Source organism: Ohtaekwangia kribbensis (assembly GCF_042676245.1).
Classification (GTDB): domain Bacteria; phylum Bacteroidota; class Bacteroidia; order Cytophagales; family Cyclobacteriaceae; genus Ohtaekwangia; species Ohtaekwangia kribbensis.
In genome coordinates, this window is record NZ_JBHTKA010000008.1 from 309,157 (window position 1) to 324,919 (window position 15,763).

The window sequence follows — 15,763 nt, forward strand, 5'->3', positions numbered from 1 at the left end:
ATCTCCCGGCCCTATCCATTATTCGTGGCGTAACGAGTCTACCGGATTAGCTTTCGCTGCGCGCACCGTTTGCGACAGTATCGTTACAACACCCAGCGATAGCATAATAAACAAGCTCACCGCTATATCAAGCACTCCTATATCTGCATGATAATACTGCAGGTTCAGATATACCTTTTCAAAGAACAAGTATGTTATTGGTATAGCAATGATCGCAGCGATCAGCATCAGCTTCATAAAATCTTTCGAGAGCAGCACAATTACGCTGGAGGCCGATGCTCCCATTACCTTACGAACACCAATTTCCTTTATGCGATTCTCTACTGTGAACACTACCATGCCCAATAAACCAAGACATGAAATCGTGATAGCCAATAAACCCAGGAAGCCGCAGATCTTAATCATTCCAAAGTAAGAAGAGTATGCATCGCTGATCTCGTCATCAAAGAACTTCGCCATAAACTTTTTCTCACCGGCAAATGTCTTCCAGCTTGCCTCCATTTCTGAAATGGAACTGAATGCGTCAGTCGTTATCATTTTTATATTGGCATACGCAAAACGTGATGGATCATACCGAAAGAAGAAACTTCGAATCGGGTCACGCAGCGATGTATAGTGGAAATTTTTCAGAACACCAACCACTGTAAATTCTTCACCACCGGTTAACACTACAACTTGTCCTAAAGCATCGGCAGCGTTAGTTGATTTCAGTGTCTTCAAAAATTCTTCATTGATGATAATGTGTTTTTTATTGCGCGCTGCATCGTCAGAAAAATTATTACCTGCGAGTAAGGTGAGGTTCAGGTTTGTGATATATTTCTCATCCACAAACATCTGGTATACTTCCAGTGTGTCTATGAAATTCTTTTCTTTTATCCATATACTTTCCACACCACCTGTTCCCATAATGCCCGATGACATGGATATAGATTGCGCTGCCGGTAACTTTGCAAATTCATTCCGGAATATCTGCGGATCGGTACCTTGCAGTTCAACATCCAGTATATTTTCCTGGTCAAATCCAAAATTATGATTGAGAGTTTGCCGGTACTGATTGAAGACGATCACAACGCTCATGATAAACCCCAGCGACAAGGCAAACTGCGAAACAATCAACACTTTTCTGAAATTTATAGCGGTAAATCCTTTGCTGACAGGCTGCGTTTTTAATGCCTGCACCGGTGTTAGCTTGGCGAAATATATAGCGGGAACAATACCCGCGATGAATCCGACAAAAATGGCAAAGCCAACAAAGTAAATCACAGTGGTGAGGTCCGGTGTAAGATCTACGGCACTTGAATCCACCAGCATGTTTACAAATTCGAAACGAACAACATAAAATATATAGTACGACATAACGAGCGCAATCATGGTAATCACCATTGCCTCTACAACAAACTGCGCAAAAATCTGACTGCGTTGTCCGCCCATGGTTTTACGCAAGCCTATCTCTTTCATTCTCCTTAAGGCTCTTGAAATAGAAATATTGGCGTAGTTGAAACAGGCCGGCAACAGAATTAATATCACCAGGAAAATAAAAACCCCCAGTGAAGCATAGTCCCACTCCGGGCCGATCGAGTAACGCATGTCTGGGCCGGGAGCAATATCATGGAGTGCCTGCAGTTCAAACTGCGCCTTGAAGTCTTTCGATTGTGCATATATAGGGGCGGACACTTTGTTGATATAATTTTCAATGGCCGGTATATCATGCTGAGGCGGAAGGAGTAAGTATACATACGAATCAGTCGGATCGAACCAAGAGTTAATAGTTTTTCCGGATGCGCTCTCTTGCTGTAATAAAGTTTGATACGAAGCCAGCACTTCAAACTGCATGTGCGAATTTTTCGGATGATCTTTCAGCACACCGGTGATCTCGAAATCATGTCCCTGCATTTCAATAACTTTTCCAACCGGGTCTTCATCGCCAAACATTTTCGCAGCCGCTGTTTCCGTCATAATCATGCTATTGGGCTTTGCAAGTACCGAAGCTATATTTCCTTTCACAATCGGAAATGTAAACACACGCAGAAAATTTGGCTCGGTATAATATCCCTGAAGTGGTATATCTTTTCCTTTATAGTTTGCTTCGCCTTCCAATGATGAATTTATACGCACTACTTCTTCAACACCGGTAAAGCCATCGCGCAAGGCCTGTGCTACCGGTGCAGGTGTCGTTGCAAACGGACGCGTGCTGCGTTTATCATTGGTATGTGATATAACGCGATATATTCTGTCTTTATTAACATGAAAGGTATCATAGCGCCACAGAAATGCGAGCAGTGCTATCAGCAATAAGCCGATAGACATACCTACTGCGAGACCAAGCGCGTTAATAATGGTGAAGAGTTTATGCTTCGCCAGGTTTCGTGTGGCAATGAGAAAGTAATTTTTTAACATAGCGGGGTGATAAGAGGTAAATGAATAGTGATGATACGATGCTTTCTGCCTTCGTTTTTTTACTGCATACGAAAACAACAGAGAGACTACACGCTGCCGATAACGCCAACGGGCTCGCCTTGCAGACATATTTTCCAAATCGCTATAAAAGAGTTCTTCAAGATCGCCATGAAGATCTTCCATCGCTGATGAGTGACAGTACCAGCTGAAAAACTTCTCTGTCAGCTTGGGTGGTTTGTTCAGGCGGTTCATTTAGCAAGTGATAATGTTGATTTGGACAATTTCCACAACTCATCGCGCAACGCTTTTATATTATGCAGTTCTACTTTGCCTTGCTGTGTTACTTCAAAGTAGCGCTTGCGCCTTCCGCCACGTTCCTGTGTTGGTTCGCCCAGCCATGATTTAAGATAGCCCTTCTCTTCCAGGCGCGTAATCGTAGAGTGAAGTGCGCCCATACTTATACTGCGATCGGTTCGTTTTTCAATAGCTTCTTTAATCGTTACGCCATACGCATCTTCTGCCAGGCTTGCCACGGTTAACAGCACGAGCTCTTCAAATTCGCCTATATATCCTTTCATGAAAAATTAAGGTTGTTGTATATATACTGTAAAAGTGAACAATATGTTTCTACTTTTCAGATAAAATAACAAAAAAAGAATATCAGGATTAATTGAAACGGCGTTTTTCGTTGTCTGTTAATAGATTTATGATGTGAAGAAAGCTTTTCGCAAGTGCTTTTCCAGTTCCGTATCAATTGGTTTGAATCTGTTTAGCGTATGCTCGTAAAACATATTTACTCCTGTGCCGAAATTCATAACGATTTGAACGGGCACGGTAGTATAGCCCAACCGTTTGGCGGCTACTATGCGATGATTTCCATCGGTAAGCAATGCTTTGTTTTTTATAATGGTAAGTTCAAGCGGAGTAAGCCCGTGCTGTTGGATGTAACGTGTTACATCCTCCACGTTGTGAGTTTCTACAAAAGGAAGAAAAGGCACCGGAGCTTCATCTCGTTTAAATTCGCGGTAACGCCAAAGTATATCAATGGGGATGTCTGCCAGTTTTTTATAGATCATTTGTATCGTCCCTCCTTTCAACTGTGCAGGGGTATAGTCCAAACGCTATACCTCAGGAGGTAAACATCATTTTACACGCGTGTACAGGCATTCGTAATTAAAACACTTCTCATCTTCATCACGAAGCATCTCATATTGGGATGGACTCAACAACGCTTCAGAAAAAATCGCTGAAACGAAATGTGACGCATGTACTTTTGTTGATTTACTGAGCAAAAAATTTGACTGTTAAAAACAATTGTCCCTAGCGTAAACGTGTCTAAATGTTGTGATCAACGGGCTTCAGAGACATGTAATATTGAGTATAGCTGTAACATTTTTGTATACACTCTTTACGTTTTCGCAGCAAATCATAAAGTGTAGAAAAGACATCACCCGAAACAAAGCACTGCGATTGTTAGTAACATAACGTACTATGGTTATATTTGCAAAAATAAGTTACTACAACTTATTTGAACTCCAACGGAGTGATTTAAGACAAGATATTCCGTTGTTTTGATTCGCATGTTTTAGCCCAAGGAAAAGGGGAGGTTAATAGCCTTCCTTTTTTTATTGTACATCAGTAACCAAAGCCCTTATAAATAGCTTCATTTACTTCTGCTGCGGATTTAGAGAGCACATACATCTTTACTTTACCAGTGCCTGTATTAAAGACTATTTTTCTTCCGCTGTAGCCACCGGTGTGGCGTGCCGTAATTTGTATACCGGCATTATTTAATAACTGATCTGCTACCGCTACATTTCGCAGGCCCACAGAAAATATAGTCTGATCGGAAGCCCATGAATTACATCCGCCAAAAATCTTGGCTTCTAAATTTTCTATACTGGCTCCGCGATTTAACATGGAGCGTATTAACATGGATGTAGAGGAGTAACCAAGGTCCGGATCTCCGGAGCGATTTTCCAAGGCTCCAGGCATCAAATAATGATTCATGCCTCCCATTTTCTTTTGCTTATCCCACAGGCAAACCGAAACACATGACCCCAGCACAGTATATATTTCGGCAGCAACTGTAGTAATCAGAAATTGTCCGTTGGTAATAAAATAGCGCTTAAGCGGAGGCATACGGACGCTGATAGATCGTTGGCTTTATTTGTTTTAGCGACACATCCATTCCCATGGTAGACTCGCTATGACCGAGTAATAAAATTCCACCAGGTTTCAGGCATGCTGTGAGTCTTCGAATCACCTGCTCCTGTGTTGTCTTGTCAAAGTATATAAGCACATTGCGGCAGAAAATTATATCCATGCTTTCATGCGCCACGCCATACGCATCACTAACAAGATTAATTCGTTTGTATGAAATTTTGCTTCGGAAGGCAGGTTTAACGCGTACGAGTTTGCGGGTGTTATCTTTACTTTTCAAAAAGTATGTTCGCTTCCATTCTACTGGAATCGTTTCAATGCGATCAAGTGCATATATACCACGATGGGCTGTCTGTATGGCGCGTATTGAAATATCGCTCGCGGTCAGCGTATAGTCAAAACCTATATTTCGTCTTTTGAATTCCTCGAGTGCCATTACAAGCGAATAAGGTTCTTCACCTGTAGAACATGCGGCAGACCAAATTTTTATACTCTTCAATCCGGCTTTACGCACATAACCCGGCAACAACACATCTGACAAAAACTGGAAATGCAAGGGCTCGCGGAGAAAATCTGTTTTGTTGGTAGTAACAAGGTCAACAACGTTAAGCAATTCTTTTTTCTTTCCCTGGTCGCTGAAGATATAGTCTAAGAATTCTTTGTAGCTGTTCATACCCAACTGCTTCACCTTTTTTCCGAGGCGACTTTCGAGCATTGCCTTTTTTACGGGTGGCAGTTTTATACCGTATACATCCGTTATGTACGTACTCAGTCGCACAAAACTTTCCTTATCCATCTGAAGAATGGTTGCCGGCTCAACATTATTCATAAGATATACTTAAATGTTATCATCCACAGGTTGGTATAGGCTCTCTTCATCTCAATCATTCAACTCCACATGCCCGAAGCAACCCGTGGATGATTTCTAAATCAAAACTCCGTAAAATCATTATCGTTTATCACATCGTCAAGTTTCAGATCAAGACCATCGTGATTGTTATGAGCAGAAGCAGTTGCCGGATAGCGCGAGGTTTCAGTTTTCCTATTCGTGCCCGAGCGTGCTATACTTTTACGTCCGCGGTAATCAACCCGGAAATAACTGATAGCAGCTTTGAGCTCTTCTGCCTGTGAGTTCAACTCTTCTGCATTTGAAGACATTTCTTCAGCAGCAGAAGCGTTACCTTGTGTAACATGTGATAGCTGCTGAATTGCCTTGTTCACTTGCGTTGATCCCTGGTTCTGCTCGACACTGGCAGCGGCTATCTCCTGTACAAGTTCTGCCGTTCTGTTTATATCAGGCAGTGTGCTGCTCAACAGTTCTTTTGACTCTCTGGCCTGCTTCACGGTTCGCGCAGATATATCAGTAATTTCAGCGGCAGCACGCTGGCTGCGCTCTGCTAGTTTTCGCACTTCAGCAGCAACAACAGCAAAGCCTTTACCATGTTCACCGGCACGTGCAGCCTCTACAGCCGCATTGAGTGCGAGAAGATCTGTTTTGGATGCGATCTCCTCAATGATCACAATCTTATCGGCAATAACCGTAATGGCTTCCACCGCTTCTGCAACGGACTCACTACTGGCCTGTATATCTTTCAACGCCTTGCTGGCTATCTTCTCCGTCTCACGCGAGTTATCTGTATTCTGTAAAATATTCGCGGCCATCTGTTCCATCGATGACGAAACTTCTTCTGTCGCGCTGGCCTGCTCCTGTGCTCCGCGCGACATCTGCTGCGATGCTGATGCCACCTGGTGACTCGCTGCTGTTACATTGTCAGCTCCGTTATATATAGTGACTACAATTTCGCGCAGGTTCTTTACCATTTGCTCCAAAGCATCGTCTAACTCGCCACCACGTTGTTTCTCGGCTTCAAAGTCAATCATCAGATCTCCTTTAGAAACACGCTTCGCTATACTTACTGAGCTGCGCAGCTTTTCCACCATTTGCTGAAACTGTTTCAGCATCACCCCAATCTCATCTTCGGTAGTAACTTTTACATCCACTGAAAAATCGCCCGCGGATATTTTTTTCACAACATCGGTGGCATCGTTCAATGAGCCCATGATGCCGCGTAACAACCACATCCCCATCAGTAAGCTTATTACAATGGCCAGAAAGATGATGGATACCATAATGCGCATGGCACTGCTATACATCTCGTTGGTTTCTTCACGTTCCTTCGCTAACTGTATATTTATTCTGTCGAGATAACTATCCACGGTTTTGGCAACATCAACGGCAACAACATCGGCTTGTCCGTTTGACAGTGCCAGTGCTTTTGCATTTGTACTCCTAAAAGCAAGCTCCATTACCTCGCGATGTACAACATAGAAGGATGCATACTGGCGGGCGTAACGCTCAATCAGCAAAAGTGATTCTCCGGATACCGTGCGACTCAATTGCGTAACGGCTAACTCCAGATCATTTTCTATCGTAACGGTTTCATCGCGCACTTCCTGACGGGTCGCATCGGTTGATGCGAGTAAAAGATTTTTCTCCTGGTTGTAAAGTGCTGTAAGATCATTCTTTACCCGTGATACCGCTGTAAGCTGTTCTTTGGTTCCTGAGTCAGATATATACTTATTCAACTCATCCAGCGTAGCTATAGCTTTTGAGAATTCTGCATAACCCTCGTTAAACGATTTCTCGGAAGCCAGAACTTCACTATTCTCGGTGGCAAGCCGAACGATGTCTTTCGATACTTTCATCATCGACTCGAGCTTTACTGCAATTTGCTGTGCTATAGCCAGCAGCTCGCCAGAGCTCAATGTTTGTATCGTAACCAGGTCCTTATCAATTGTCTTTTCGCTCGCATCCAGTTGTTCTGCCAGATCGCTGATCCGTTGCGCATCTGTTTCGATAATGATTTTCTTCTGGTCGCGTATAATGTTACCGGTATATTGACGTATGCGGGTTATACTTACCTGCTGTACCACGGTACCATTCATCATGGCGTTGATGCGATCGCTTACCATACTGATGCGCAAATAGGCAATGATGAATATAACGATCATCAAAGAAACAAGCGCGGCAAATGCCATAATGAGCTTGTTACGAATTGTCATTTTGTTCAGCATAGTCAGATTACATTACAGATTCAGAATTGACTAGTACATTAACATCTTCCGAGGCAAATACTTTATTGATATCGATGATCAATGTTATATCGCCCTGGTAATTAACAATGCCTGTAACGGGCGTTGAGCGCTTGTATACATCGTGATCTGTTGGCTTCTGTATTTTATCCGGTTCGATCGTGACAACTTCTTTTGCTACATCCACGATAGCGCCGATCTGTGTTGTTCGCTCTTCGCCATCTTTTATATCGAGTATCAGCACGCGATTTCTGCTGTTACGCTCGGAGGGTTGCAAGCCAAGTTTCAGGCGTGTGTCCAGCAAAGGCAATACTTTGCCGCGCAGGTTAATAATACCCAGCATATAGTCTGGTGTATTAGGTACTTTTGTGAATAGATTTAATTCAACAATCTCCTGCACACTGTTAATGTGTACAGCAAACTTCTCATCATTCAGCAAGAACGTGAGGTAAGCATTCGATAAGGACTCGGTCATGGGCATAGGTATAGGTATTTGTTTTTTAGGTGTTGAAAAGTCGTTGAGGATCCAGCACAAGTGCTATGGTGCCGTCACCGAGAATGGTGCTTCCTGAAATAAACTCCTGGTTCTGGTAATGTTCTCCCAAAGGCTTTAGTACAGCCTGTATCTTCCCCTGAATTGAATCTACCGCAATGCCCTTCCGTATTCCATTCACATCTACCGAAATAATATCGGTTGTTTTGGGAGGTATAGATTCACTATAAAATTTCTTGCGCAACGAGAATACGGTTAACAGCGATTCATTTACCAGTATATCCGTACAAATACGATTCTCGCGCCCGAGTAAATTAAAAGGTATTCTGTCTATGCGCTCAATAACATTTAACGGTAACACATAACATGTTTTATCTACTAACACCAGCAATCCATCAATGATGGATCGGGACAACGGCAGCTTTATATGAAACGATGTACTCTGGCCGGCAACGCTGGCTATATCTATACTTCCGCGCAGTTCTGAAATGCGTTGATATACTACATCCATACCCACACCTCTCCCAGACACATTCGAAACGGTATCTGCTGTTGACAGACTGGAACGGAATATAAGGTTGAATATTTCCTGATCGGTAAGTTTATCGTCCGGTTTTACTATACCCTGCTCGATCGCTTTCTGCAATACGCGTTCGCGATCAATACCTTTACCATCGTCACTTACAATGAGGTTGATGAAAGTGTTGGAACGAAAGGCCTTCAGTTTTATAGTACCATACTCGGGCTTACCGGCTCGCTTGCGTACATCCGGGCGTTCAATACCATGATCTATAGCATTACGGATAAGATGCATGATGGGATCGGTCATCATTTCGATCACATCCTTATCCATTTCCGTTTCTGTTCCTTTCGACAAAAAATTTACTTTCTTACCCTGTAACTTGGAAAGATCGCGCACAAGACGTTTGAATTTGGTAACGAGCACCTCTACCGGCACAAGACCAATTTCAAGAGAAGTATCGCGCAGGTGGTTGATCACCGTTTCCATTCGCTCAGTAATCTCATCCAGTGCCGTGATGCGATTACGCTGTGCTATATTTAGCAATTGTGCCTGCAGAATAATCAGCTCGCTTATCCAGTTGATCAGATCATCGATCTTATGCTTACCGACTTTTATCACACTGTCGTGAACGATTCGCTTGCCGGGCATTTCATCATCTGCCAGCAATTCAGAGCGAGCTACACTTTTGTTTCGATCTGAAAATTCTTTTGTCTGCTTAACAAATTCTGCCTCGCTATATTCATTGGCAAAGTAGCGATTGATGATTTCCTGAAACTCCATCGACTCCAGTAGATTTCCGGATGTCAGGTGATGCAGTGCTATTTTACATTCGTGCTCAACAAAGATGAAATAACTTTCAATTTCACTGGTTGACACTGGTGTCGAAAGAATAATACGCCATTGTGTAATCTGTTTGCCATCATCTTTATACTCCTGTGTTTTTATACTGCCCAGTGTCTCCAGGTCTTTAACTATATATATAATCGGATGGTTGCTGCCCTCTTCAATTTGAATAGTGGGATTGATGAGCAGCAGATATGTACTTTCCTGATCAACCACACCTGTTTCTCCTGTAACATCCGATATATCAAACGTTCGAAGAAATTGTGTTATATGCGCAATGTGTTCATCCAGAAAATCATCCGCGATAGATTTGCCTGCGTTTGTCTTTCCTAATTGGTCCCTTACCTTATCAAAAGAATTCAGCGTTATGCTGATAAGATCATCCGACACGGGTAAATGTCCCTGCCGAACTTTGTCAAAAACGGTTTCGAGCAAATGCGCAAGCTGACTTATATTTTCAAAACCAAACATACTGGCCGCACCTTTTATCGTGTGCATGGTTCTGAAAACCTGTTCCAGTGGTGCTGTAGCCAGGGGGTTGGCTTCAAGTTGCATGAGACTCTCATCAAGCTCGTTGAGTAAATCGAGCGAGTCTTCGATAAACCTTTTTTGATTATCGCCCATTCACGATAGCGTTTTCTATCTGCGCAAAAAATGTTTCGGCTTTATAAGGTTTCTTTACCCACGCAGTAAGACCTGCCTTCTGTGCTTCGCGCATCTTATCCGGATTGCGTTCGGTGGTAAGAAAAATTACAGGTATACCTGCTGTTGTGTTATCCGATTTTATTTTGACCAACAAATCGAAGCCGGTGCATTCGGGCATGTTGTAGTCTGAGAGTACAAGATCAACGGGTGTACTTCTGTTTTGCAGGACATGTAGCGCTTCATTTCCATTCGATGCACCAATGGTTGTATAGCCTGCGCGTTCAAGGGTATCACAGAGAAAACTTCTGATGCTTGCAAAGTCTTCAACAACTAGAATAGTCTTTTTCATACAGGGTAGCGTGTGGATATCTTTTTTGTTTTTAGTAATGGCAAGTTTATCGGATGTAGAGAAACTCCTCAGTCAGGACAAATCAGGAATCACTAATGAATTAAATACCGAGAAGCGTATCCGTATTTTTACGGAGGTGGTGTGTAAGGACCGAAGCGTTTTTCACGAAAACAGTAAATTATACTTTCTTGAAGCAAGAAAACGCACACGTTTACGAAATCAGAACGAAGCAGTAAATAAGATGACAAGAAGTGTCTAAACAGGTTTTTCAATTAACTGAAGGCCTTTCAGTTAAATACGCCCAACTTTGGGAGTTATAGTAAGCTTGTTTCCTGCTCTTATCTTACGTGTTGCGGCATAGGGGCAATGGCGTCAAATTCTGATTCAATCTCCGCAACAATCCCGTGATGGGTTAAGACTTCTGCGTTGAACAAGCCGTTCAGTTTCCCTAATGATTTAAACAACAAACATATATGCATCTGATTTGTTGAGTAGTAGCAAATATATACCACACGAAGAGCAGCGGAAAAACTATATCTGAATAAATATACCAGAGCCTGTAAACGTGATGCTATATATTTCCATGTAGTTAAATAGCATATGGACTACGGAATCAAACAAATAATTTTCAGATTGATTTCATACGCTGAACAACTAGGCGTTAATAGTTTTAAAATTACATTTAATCCAGATCGTGCTGTTACTCTTACTATAGGGGATGTGAATGTCGAAGTTAAGGTTGATAACGTGTCGAAAATTCGTCCGAATTGTGGATTCCGGCAGACCATTTTCTGTTTATCAATTATCCTCCGCGACAAGGCTGCTATAAACTATTTGAAATATATACCCAATGAGACGATTAACGCTGCATTAACAGTATACGATGCGCTTGATTTGGCTGTCGTGAATGTTTTGAAATCATTGTTTGATTCAGTCAGTTTGAAAATCGCACTGTCGAATTACTGGCTTATTCGCGAGCAAGCAAATTATTCGACATTAACACGTAAAAATTTTAATGAATACTTTGTGGTTCCGATGATTCGCGTAATTGAAGCCTTATGCCTTAAAAATCAGCAGGAGTTTGACAAGGCATTAGATGTTGCCTTACTACAACATGCAGCATTTTATAACGGGGAGAAAACTGGATTCGGAGATCCAAATGATCTCTATGGATGGTTATCCTTCGGCTTACTCGCGTTATCCGTCCATGCATTGGATTCGGGACTCATAGTAAGGCAGTTAATGACTATACTCCAAAGTCCATAAAGCATCTGTTCAGCGCAAGTGATTTTAATCTATAACAACTGCAATTTTTCTTCTGTTACCTAGTATAAGAACTACACATCGTACAGGGCTACATCTTCAGACTTACATCTACACATCTATTTACACTAAGTAAAGTATATATAGCTATATCTCCTGACGTCCTGAACTTCACATAAGTTTCTCTGCAGCGTCATACGCAACTAAAAAGTAATAGCTCAAAAGATTTACAGCAACAGCTGATGGTGTGCAAAAATGCCCTTGATTGCTCAATTAGGAAACCTTGACATTGTGGGGATTTCAAGTGTACAGTAAAGCGAACAGATTATTTTAAAACAAAAAAGCCTGAAATCTTTACGACTTCAGGCTTTTTTTCTGTGTAGACTGGAGGGTTGATAGTTCGAACTTTTCCTGCAGGATTTGTTAAAAATCAAAGTTTTCCTCGGTAAGGTCATTTGCTTAACTCTCTAATCTTTGTGTCCATACTTTAATAAACCCATCTCTATCTTTTTTCACTTCTTTCAACAAAGCCTTTCTGTCTTCAGGGATGGGATAATATTTCTCAGCCCATAAATTTATCTCAATCATCAGCGGCAGCAAGTCAATTCCCTTACGTGTTAATTTGTAAAGCACCTTGGCTTTGCTGTCCGGATGATCCAGCTTTTCAATAATCTTATTCTCTTCCAGTACCTGCAGCCTTGAAGCCAAAATATTGGTAGCAATCTTCTCGTCTGACTTCAAAAAGTCACCGTAAGTACACTCCTTTTTGAACATAAGGTCACGCACAATCAACAGTGACCACTTGTCTCCCCACACATCCAGAGAGCTACTAACAGGGCAATTTGAGCGTTTTTTGGACTTTTTCATAAATAACACTAAAATTCACTTGCAATTTGCAAGTTATCTATAATTTTGCGCTTGCAATTTGCAAGTAAAACACAAACATATAAAAATGAAACAAACAATTTTAGTTACCGGAGCATCATCGGGCTTTGGACTTCTCATTGCCAACAAACTCCACGAAAATGGTTTTCATGTTATTGGCACAAGTCGAAATCCAGAAAAACACCAGGCACAGTTACCCTTCAAATTGTTGTCGTTGGATATTTCTGATGACAGTTCAATTCAATCTTTTGCCACGCAGCTATTCCGCGAGGTAACTCAATTGGATGTGTTGATAAACAATGCCGGCTTTTATTTATCCGGACTTGCAGAAGAAACAACCATTGATCAGGGACGACAGCAACTCGAAACGAATTTCTGGGGAACAGTTAAACTCACCAACGAACTACTTCCCTACTTTAGAAAGCAACGCTTTGGAAAAATCATTACGATCGGTTCTATCATGGGACTAATCAGCTTTCCCAATGCTGCATACTACTCTGCTTCCAAACATGCATTGGAAGGTTACTTCAAATCGCTGCGGTTCGAACTAAACGAATTTAATATTAAGGTATGCATGGTTGAACCTATGGGATTCAAAACCAATATTATTAACAGCTCAGTTGCGGCTGAGGGTAAAATAGATGATTACACTCCATATCGAAAAAAAATTGAATCATTCGCGAAAGGTTTATTCAAGAATGCACCTGAGCCAACACCTGTTATTGATACGATCATGGCGCTGGTGAGAGACAAAAATCCAAAGTTCAGTCATCCTGTAGGCAAGGGTGCAGGAGTAATACTCGCACTACAACATTTTTCATACAAGACATTTGAGAATTCTATTCTGAAGCAAATCAGCAAAACTCAACATGCATAAAATAAACCTTGTTCTCTTTTTAACACTCGCGTGTGTTAGCAAATCATTTTCGCAGACAAATAATAAGACGGTATCAATGACGACATTTCAAAATGTAAAGACTGAAACAATCCATATAGATGGAACAGATTTCCAGTACCGAAAGCTTGGTGCGAATAATTCGGGTGTACCTGTAATCTTCCTTAATCACTTAGCTGCTACAATGGATACTTGTGATCCTCGTATTATAGATGGCATTGCTTCGCAGTATCAGGTAATCTGTTTTGATAATAAAGGTGTGGGTGGAACTACCGGTAAAACACCAAAAACAATTTCTGAAATGGCTAAAGATGCTATAGCATTTATTCATGCCTTAGGGTATAACAAAGTTGATCTGGTTGGCTTTTCATTAGGAGGTTTTATATCACAAGAGATATTACTTCAAGAACCAGAACTTGTTCGTAAAGCGATTATAGCAGGAACTGGTCCTGCTGGTGGCGAAGGAATCAAAAATGTTACGAAGATTACCTACCTCGATATCTTCAGAGGTCTTCTGACATTTAAGGACGCCAAGACATACCTCTTCTTCAATAGAAACAAAAACGGAAAAAAATCTGCCAGAGAATTTCTAAGCCGGTTGGAGGAACGGAAAGAAAACCGAGATAAAAAAATGAAAGTTGGTAATTTTCAAAGACAGCTGAAAGCTATACATGCATGGGGACTACAATCGCCGCAGAATTTATCAGCAATAAAACAACCTGTGCTGGTCATTAATGGCGACAACGACCGAATGGTGCCAACCAGCAATACAACGGACTTACATAAGCGTATACCTAATTCTCAACTTATTATTTACAAGGATGCTGGCCATGGCAGTATATTTCAATACTACGGTGATTTCGTAAAAAATACATTGGCATTTTTAGAACGATAAACACCATAACTATATATCTGAAGAAAATCTTATCTGGGTTTCGGCTACATGATATCAGTCGACTCACATGAGCAAATAGATAATACACACGAATAGAAAAATGAAAGCATTTACAATAAATCGTTACAGCAAAAAAGAAAAACTGCAATTGAGTGAAGTTACAATACCAGCAATCAAAGAGAACGATGTGCTGGTACAAGTTGACGCAGCAGGTGTAAACTTGCTGGATTCTCTTATTAAAAACGGAGACTTCAAACTATTTCTTCCTTACAAATTTCCGCTTACACTAGGACATGATGTTGCGGGCATTGTAACAAAAGTCGGTTCACATGTTAGAAAGTTTAAAGTAGGTGATGCCGTTTATGCAAGACCTTCTGATTACAGTATAGGTTCATTTGCAGAATTTATTTCTTTCAATGAAAACGATGCAGCACTAAAACCAAAGAAGATTACGATGGAAGAAGCAGCATCATTGCCCTTGGTTGGCTTAACTGCATGGCAGTCTTTAATTGAAATAGCCAAACTAAAAAGCGGACAGAAAGTCTTTATCCAGGCAGGTTCAGGTGGTGTTGGTACTTTTGCAATTCAGCTGGCAAAACACGTGGGTGCTTTTGTAGCAACTACAACGAGTGATGCTAACACTGCATTGGTACAAAGTCTTGGTGCCGATTTAGTAATTGACTATAAGAAAGAAGATTTTTCAACAAAACTGAAAGACTATGATGTGGTGTTGCATAGTAACCGGGATCCAAAAGTGCTCGACCAGTCTTTGCGCATTCTAAAACCTGGCGGACATCTTATTTCACTGGTAGGACCGCCCACTCCGGAATTTGCTAAAGAATTAGATTTGCCATGGTATCTAAAGTTCATTACCAAAGTTTTAAGTTCAGGAGTGAAGAAAAAGGCAAAGAAACTTGGTGTAAATTATTCATTTCTTTTCATGAAAGCCGATGGTCACCAGTTGAATGAAATCAGATCATTGGTAGAAGCAGGAAAAATTCGTCCTGTAGTAGATAAAATATTCGCATTTAAAAAAACGAATGATGCTATGACTTATATCGAGTCGGGACGTGCAAAAGGCAAGGTTGTAATTAAAATAAGCGAAAGATAAAGTATATATATACCTCTGACTATCTAAAAGAACACATCAAAATTTATCAATATGTTACGAGAGACCGGAGTGTATAGTTCAACGTGATTTTATAGTGGGGTTCGAACAATCCTGATTGGTGAGATTAAAAAAAATGAAATTGTGAGAATTTCGAAGGTATGGTGAACCTAACAGGATTTCTTCAAACAAAAAAAGCCTGAAATCTTAA

General features: G+C 41.2%; 14 protein-coding genes. 4 read left to right on the top strand and 10 right to left on the bottom strand.

Going from position 1 to position 15,763, the window contains the following annotated elements; genetic code table 11:
- Positions 1–18: 18 nt before the first annotated feature.
- The 9 genes from ACFQ21_RS22220 to ACFQ21_RS22260 all read right to left on the bottom strand — a co-directional run bounded on the left by ACFQ21_RS22220 (position 19) and on the right by ACFQ21_RS22260 (position 10,506).
- A complete protein-coding gene (locus ACFQ21_RS22220) occupies positions 19–2,649 on the bottom strand; it encodes an ABC transporter permease (protein ID WP_377582796.1) in 2,631 nt (876 codons plus the stop codon).
- Positions 2,646–2,975 carry a PadR family transcriptional regulator gene (locus tag ACFQ21_RS22225; protein ID WP_377582798.1) on the bottom strand — a complete coding sequence of 110 codons (330 nt, stop codon included), beginning with the start codon at positions 2,973–2,975 and terminating at the stop codon, positions 2,646–2,648. The genes ACFQ21_RS22220 and ACFQ21_RS22225 overlap by 4 nt, the downstream gene beginning before the upstream one ends.
- Before the next feature lie 126 nt (positions 2,976–3,101).
- Positions 3,102–3,515 (bottom strand): hypothetical protein, encoded by a 414-nt coding sequence (locus tag ACFQ21_RS22230; protein ID WP_377582800.1) that lies wholly within the window; start codon positions 3,513–3,515, stop codon positions 3,102–3,104.
- Positions 3,516–4,032: 517 nt separating this feature from the next.
- Entirely contained in the window at positions 4,033–4,539 is a 507-nt protein-coding gene (locus ACFQ21_RS22235) for a chemotaxis protein CheD (protein WP_377582802.1), read from the bottom strand.
- The gene (locus ACFQ21_RS22240) at positions 4,526–5,389 is read right to left on the bottom strand and encodes a CheR family methyltransferase (RefSeq protein WP_377582804.1); all 864 of its coding nucleotides are present in this window, start codon (positions 5,387–5,389) and stop codon (positions 4,526–4,528) included. The genes ACFQ21_RS22235 and ACFQ21_RS22240 overlap by 14 nt, the downstream gene beginning before the upstream one ends.
- A gap of 101 nt (positions 5,390–5,490) precedes the next feature.
- The gene (locus tag ACFQ21_RS22245) at positions 5,491–7,635 is read right to left on the bottom strand and encodes a HAMP domain-containing methyl-accepting chemotaxis protein (protein ID WP_377582806.1); all 2,145 of its coding nucleotides are present in this window, start codon (positions 7,633–7,635) and stop codon (positions 5,491–5,493) included.
- Positions 7,636–7,642: 7 nt separating this feature from the next.
- A complete protein-coding gene (locus ACFQ21_RS22250; RefSeq protein ID WP_377582808.1) occupies positions 7,643–8,128 on the bottom strand; it encodes a chemotaxis protein CheW in 486 nt (161 codons plus the stop codon).
- 25 nt (positions 8,129–8,153) lie between these two features.
- Positions 8,154–10,136, bottom strand: coding sequence for a chemotaxis protein CheA (locus ACFQ21_RS22255; RefSeq protein ID WP_377582810.1), 1,983 nt, complete (start codon positions 10,134–10,136; stop codon positions 8,154–8,156).
- Complete coding sequence (locus ACFQ21_RS22260; RefSeq protein WP_377582812.1) at positions 10,126–10,506, bottom strand: response regulator; 381 nt, start codon at positions 10,504–10,506, stop codon at positions 10,126–10,128. Before ACFQ21_RS22260 ends, ACFQ21_RS22255 begins: the two co-directional genes overlap by 11 nt.
- A gap of 600 nt (positions 10,507–11,106) precedes the next feature.
- On the opposite strand from ACFQ21_RS22260, the gene ACFQ21_RS22265 reads away from it, so the two are divergent.
- Positions 11,107–11,772 (top strand): immunity 49 family protein, encoded by a 666-nt coding sequence (locus ACFQ21_RS22265; RefSeq protein ID WP_377582814.1) that lies wholly within the window; start codon positions 11,107–11,109, stop codon positions 11,770–11,772.
- A gap of 456 nt (positions 11,773–12,228) precedes the next feature.
- Here ACFQ21_RS22265 and ACFQ21_RS22270 read toward each other — a convergent pair whose 3' ends face one another.
- The gene (locus ACFQ21_RS22270; protein WP_377582816.1) at positions 12,229–12,636 is read right to left on the bottom strand and encodes a winged helix-turn-helix transcriptional regulator; all 408 of its coding nucleotides are present in this window, start codon (positions 12,634–12,636) and stop codon (positions 12,229–12,231) included.
- Positions 12,637–12,721: 85 nt separating this feature from the next.
- Here ACFQ21_RS22270 and ACFQ21_RS22275 point away from each other — a divergent pair, with 85 nt between their 5' ends.
- From ACFQ21_RS22275 to ACFQ21_RS22285, 3 genes are all read left to right on the top strand, one after another.
- Complete coding sequence (locus ACFQ21_RS22275; protein WP_377582818.1) at positions 12,722–13,531, top strand: SDR family NAD(P)-dependent oxidoreductase; 810 nt, start codon at positions 12,722–12,724, stop codon at positions 13,529–13,531.
- Positions 13,532–13,607: 76 nt separating this feature from the next.
- Positions 13,608–14,444 (top strand): alpha/beta fold hydrolase, encoded by an 837-nt coding sequence (locus tag ACFQ21_RS22280; RefSeq protein WP_377582820.1) that lies wholly within the window; start codon positions 13,608–13,610, stop codon positions 14,442–14,444.
- A 100-nt stretch (positions 14,445–14,544) separates the two neighbouring features.
- Entirely contained in the window at positions 14,545–15,555 is a 1,011-nt protein-coding gene (locus ACFQ21_RS22285; protein WP_377582822.1) for an NADP-dependent oxidoreductase, read from the top strand.
- Positions 15,556–15,763 lie beyond the last annotated feature (208 nt).